This is a genomic window from Spirulina sp. 06S082 (assembly GCF_034932145.1).
Lineage (GTDB): Bacteria > Cyanobacteriota > Cyanobacteriia > Cyanobacteriales > Spirulinaceae > CCY15215.
On sequence record NZ_JAYGHV010000087.1, the window covers coordinates 1 to 3,526 of the forward strand.

At 47.7% G+C, this 3,526-nt stretch carries 3 protein-coding genes; 1 reads left to right on the forward strand and 2 read right to left on the reverse strand.

The window, feature by feature from the left end; genetic code table 11:
• The coding region (locus VB714_RS07080) for a tyrosine-type recombinase/integrase (protein ID WP_323222529.1) at nt 1-681 on the reverse strand (681 nt) is incomplete at its 3' end.
• A gap of 143 nt (nt 682-824) precedes the next feature.
• Here VB714_RS07080 and VB714_RS07085 point away from each other — a divergent pair.
• Nucleotides 825-2,714 carry a DNA polymerase gene (locus tag VB714_RS07085; protein WP_323222531.1) on the forward strand — a complete coding sequence of 630 codons (1,890 nt, stop codon included), beginning with the start codon at nt 825-827 and terminating at the stop codon, nt 2,712-2,714.
• Between the two features lie 66 nt (nt 2,715-2,780).
• Here the strand turns inward: VB714_RS07085 and VB714_RS07090 are convergent.
• Nucleotides 2,781-3,526 (reverse strand): hypothetical protein (locus VB714_RS07090; RefSeq protein WP_323222533.1); only part of this gene is annotated, 746 nt, incomplete at its 5' end.

Consider the following 3,526-nt stretch of genomic DNA (forward strand, 5'->3'; position numbering starts at 1 on the left):
CACAAATAGAGGCGATTTAACCTTTAACTCTCGCCTTGCTTGCAACCATGCTAAAAGCGCCTGTACCGTCGAATTCGCCAAATGCACGACCTCAACTTCCGTCCCCCTTCCCTTGCCGCGAATCTTCAATGTCCGCCTTTCCGCATCGAAATCTTGAATATTGCATTGAGCAATTTCCCCCCGACGTAGGGCATTATCCCAAAGTAATCGCAATAGAGCATAATCTCGCTTTCCCTTCAACGTCGAGCGATCGCAGTTCTCCAAAACGCGCTTGAAGTCCTGTCTGGCAATGCCGCTCGTGTCCCGATACTGCCGGACTTTCTCCCCTTTAATATGGTCTAAACTCCAACTGCATTTCCCTAAGTTTTGTGCCAAGCGTACCATTGATTTAATGGCACTGAGACGGCGATTAACCGTCGCCTCGCTCAATCCTTTATCCATCAACCATGCTTTATACTTAAACACCTTCGCGATCGCATCAAAGCGAGGCAGAGAAAGAAACTGCGCCACCAATTCCGGGGTAGGGGGAGATTGAGCGAGAAAGTTAAAGAAATCCCGCAAATCCTTTTGATAGGCATGGCGAGTATTGGGCGATCGCTTATCCTGCAACAGCCGTTCGATAATATCGATGGGTTCGGGTTGCAGGAGGGTAGAAGGGGTAACGGGGATGATTTCGGTCATCGTTCTCAAACAGCTGGTCTTTTCTATCATACAGCCCTTTAGCTTGCGATAACGACACTTTCCGCAAGCTAAAGGGTAACGGTCAGCAGAAGTAGCGCAATCGCGCTGGTGTCGGGGTACAACCCGATTTTTCTCCCTTCCCCATGACCCCTTTAACGAAACGAGATATTCTCCGGCGTTATGCGTCTGGCCGATCGCGTCGGGACAGTCCTTGCTCGTTCTACACATGGCAGGAAACCCAAGTGATGATGGCAGGCAAATCTCGCCCGAGTCCTCCCATTTCCCTCAATACCGATTACCGACTGGTCGATCGCTCCGATGAATTGGCAGCAGCGATCGCGCCTCTGAAATCTGCCCCATTCCTCGGCATTGACTGCGAAACCACCGGACTCGACCCCTATCGCCATAAAGTTCGCCTGATTCAGTTGGCGGCATTGGATCGTCCGACAATTGTTATCGACTGCTTTGCCATTCCCGATCTTGCTCCTTTGCATTCTCTGCTGAGTTCTCCCTGTATTAAAATCGGTCACAATCTCAAGTTTGAATGGCTGATGCTGACTCGAAGGGGACTATCTTTGCAACCGCCTTTTTTTGACACCTACCTTGCCTATCGGGTTCTGACGGCGGGTTTGAAAAAACGGCTGTCTTTAGAGGCGATCGCGATGAAACTCCTCGGCATTCCTCTCGATAAAACCCAACAAACCAGCGACTTTTCCGGGACTTTAACCTTAAAGCAACTGCAATATGCGGCAATGGATGCGGCGATTCTCTTACCCCTCTATCGCATTTTAAAAGCCAAGTTGGAACGGGCAAAGTTAATGCCCACAGCAAAGTTGGAGTTTGCCTGTCTCCCTGCCACTGCCCAAATGGAACTCAACGGGATGTATTTGGATCGCGAGAAATGGAAAGCGATGGGCGATCGCCTCAAGCAGCAGCAGGCACGATTGAAAACCCAACTCGATCGCCAACTGAAACGCCCGCCCACCCAACAGGTTTCTCTGTTGCCGGAGTTGACGGAAACTATCAATCCCCGCTCTTCCCAGCAGGTCAAAGCGGCATTGGCGGCACAAAATATCCTCGTTCCTTCTGCGAGCGCTCAACAGTTGCTCCCTTTAGCGAGAAAGCATCCGGTCATTCAAACCCTATTGGATTATCGCAGCTTGTCGGCTCGCATTTCCACTTTTGCCGAGGGGGTGTTGGAACATATCCACCCCGTGAGCGATCGCATCCATCCCCATTGGTTTCAACTCGGTACCCGATCCGGGCGTTTTAGTTGCCAGCAACCGAATTTGCAGCATATTCCGAGGGCGGTTGAAATCCGGCAGTGTTTTGTCGCCCCACCCGGAAAGGTGCTGATTAAAGCCGATTACAGCCAAATCGAATTGAGGATTATGGCGAAAGCAAGCGGCGATCGGCGCATGATAGATGCCTATCGTCGGGGGGAGGATTTGCACCGACTGACGGCAGCTTTGGTGTTGGGCAAGGCAGTTGGGGAGGTGACGGTAGAGGAGCGTCGGTTGGGGAAGGCGATTAATTTTGGTTTGATCTATGGGATGGGGGCGAAGAAGTTGCGGGCGACGGCGGCGAAGGAGCAGGGCATTGAGATCAGTTTGCCGGAGGCCTCGGCGTTTCGCAAGCGGTTTTTCGAGTCCTATGGAGGGGTTAAGGCGTATCACGATCGCGTGCGTCGGGAGTGGAGTCGGGGCAGGCGGGACAGTCGTACTCTGGGGGGAAGGCGGCGATCGTGGGGGAAGGGGCAAAAGCCGAGGTTAAATGAGTCGATCAATCATCCAGTGCAGGGGACGAATGCGGATATGACGAAGTTGGCGTTAGCGCTGGCATGGCGGAGATTTCAGGGGACAGAGGTGGGGTTGGTGGCGGCGATTCACGATGAGATTGTATTGGAATGTCCGGTGGGGTTGGCGGAGTGGGCGATGGAGCAGTTGAGGCGTTGTATGGTGAAGGCGGGGGAGTATTTTATTCGTCCGATTCCGGTGGAGGTGGAGATTCGGGCGGTGGAGAGTTGGGGATAATAAAGGATATCTCTATCCTCTTTCACTTAATAAATCATTAAAAACATTCATAACATTCCCCAAGAGTTATCTTGATAATATGTTTAATCCTTCTAACTGAAGAAAATGAACGCATCCTGAGTAATCACCAACCATGATTTGTGTCCTGTCAGGGGAAAATGCTAGTGTGCTAACCCATGAATCAAAAGTAAATTTCCCGATTTTTTGTCCATTCTGTATATTAACTATTTGTATTGTGTCTCTTGTTTGAGAATAAAGGAGCAATTGGCTATCATTACTAATGATACAACGATGTAAAGCTGAATCAACAAATAAAGTATCAATGCAATCACCAGTAATAGTATTCCAGATTTTCAAAGTTTTATCTTTTGAACTAGATACAGCTATCAGTCCATTACAGCTTATTACACACTTAGCTATTTCATCTGCATGCCCACTTTCTATTTCTATCAAAGATTCTTTTCGTAAATCTCTTATGCGTAAAATCCCATTGTCATAGGCAGTAAGAATGATAAGTCCATCTTCATTCAAATCACAACACATGAGTTTTTCTGTTGTTTCTGAGTATTCTTCTAAAATCATATGTTTATATTTTTGATATTCTTTATTTTTTACTCCTATTAAGTGAAGCTCATTCTCTGAAGCTGAGATAATAATTTTTCCATTGTCACTGATTGCGAAATCCGATATCTGTGATGAGTGTTTAAAAACTAGCAAGCATTCTCCTGAATTTAATTCAATAAGATATAAATTTCGCAACATATCATCAACTATTCTAATTAATCCTATTTCAAGGATTGGACTTATCAAAC